This is a genomic window from Desulfovibrio sp. 1214_IL3152 (assembly GCF_036763055.1).
Taxonomy (GTDB): domain Bacteria; phylum Desulfobacterota; class Desulfovibrionia; order Desulfovibrionales; family Desulfovibrionaceae; genus Desulfovibrio.
Map to the genome: position 1 here is coordinate 1 of NZ_JBAIYW010000506.1, position 1,443 is coordinate 1,443.

Here is a 1,443-nt window from a genome sequence, read left to right on the forward strand (position 1 = left end):
CTGGGCGCGGGCCGTCTGGCGACTGGACGGGGCATCTGTAGCCGCAGGCACGGCAGCAGGGCCTGCTTGCCGCACTGAAAGCTGCTCACTGCTGGCAGAATTTTGCGGGCCAGTAATCCACGAATCGCCGTAGGCGCTTGAGCCAACAGCATATGTGGTTTGCGGCTTGTCAGACGAAAGGCTGACGCGCGGAAAAACGCCCGACAACGACGACAATCCGGCAAATGTGCCAAGGCCGCTGACCGCGCTGGCAGCGCTGAACTGGCAGGCCAGCAGGTCTGTCACAAAGCCCACCGGAGAATCAATATAGGAAACAGCAGTGCGCACAACAGCCCCGGCCCCGTCATACACGTCGAGAATGGCGCGCAGTTCCGTGAGTACTGCGCCCTGCACATAGGCAGCGGCCTCTTGCAGGGGGGCCAGCGTTTCAGCCAGAGCTGCGCTGGCTTCATTCATGGCGGACGTAAGGCCAGAAAGCATACTGCCCTGCGCCTTGTCGGCAAGGCCGCGCATACTCTTGGCGTCAAAGAAGGGATTATCAAGCGAGGCTTCAATAAATTCAAAGTCAACAGCGGCGTAGTCGCGCGTTTCAGCATCATGCTCGATATTCCAGTGTTTGACGCACACTTGCAGGGTGCCGAACAGCGGATGCACCAGCTCACCCTTGCCGGATTCTTCAAACGCCCTGACAAGGGCGCTGACTTCGGACAGGTAATTGCGGCCCCAAAAGATCGCCCTGACGGGCGTAAGCCGGGCCTTGCGGCCCAAATCTTCCACCTCCGCGCCGGGGCGGTACGGGTATTCATGCACGGCGAGGGATTTTTCGCCCTTGTCGCTGATGCCCGCGACCTGAAACTTGACGCCACGGAACGAGGCGTCAAGCATGGTGGCCCAGGGGGAAGCGACTTCATTCAGGGTGTTCAGCAGGGACATGGGGGCTACCTCCGGGTATCGTCGCGCACAAGCCGCCGCGTAACGGCCTCGGCTATGCGGTCGCCGTCAATATCCAGCTTGTTTTCTATAGTCACAGAGATGGGCTGCTGCGCCGCCTGCTGCTGGACGTATTGCAGGGCTTCAAGATAATCGTCGGGCATGGCTTCGTCGCGGCTTTGTGCGGGGCCGTTATCTCCCCAAAGTGCTTGCCCTATTTTTTCGCCCACTTCTGCGCCGCCCAAGGCACCGGCTACTGCCCCGGCAAGAGCACCAACAAGCGTTCCAAAGCCCGGCACGGCAGACCCCAGAAGCGCGCCCGTGGCTGCGCCGGAAAAACCACCTGCCAGACCGCCAACCGTACCGGAATGCGCTATATTTTTTTGCTCACGGCTGAGGCTGGCATCCGATTCCGTGGCAATGGCATCAACTACTGACAAGCCAACGCCAATGGCACCGGCAGCCTTGCCCGCCCCCTTGGCGATACGCAGCCATTTTGCCCCTCGGCCTGCG

1 protein-coding gene and 1 pseudogene are annotated in these 1,443 nt (G+C 60.9%); both read right to left on the bottom strand.

The window, feature by feature from the left end; all coding sequences use genetic code 11:
- On the bottom strand, window positions 1-933 hold a 933-nt coding region (locus V6C07_RS10840; RefSeq protein ID WP_333536499.1), incomplete at its 3' end, for a DNA circularization N-terminal domain-containing protein.
- 5 nt (window positions 934-938) lie between these two features.
- A pseudogene (locus V6C07_RS10845) lies at window positions 939-1,443 on the bottom strand (hypothetical protein); the annotation flags it as partial.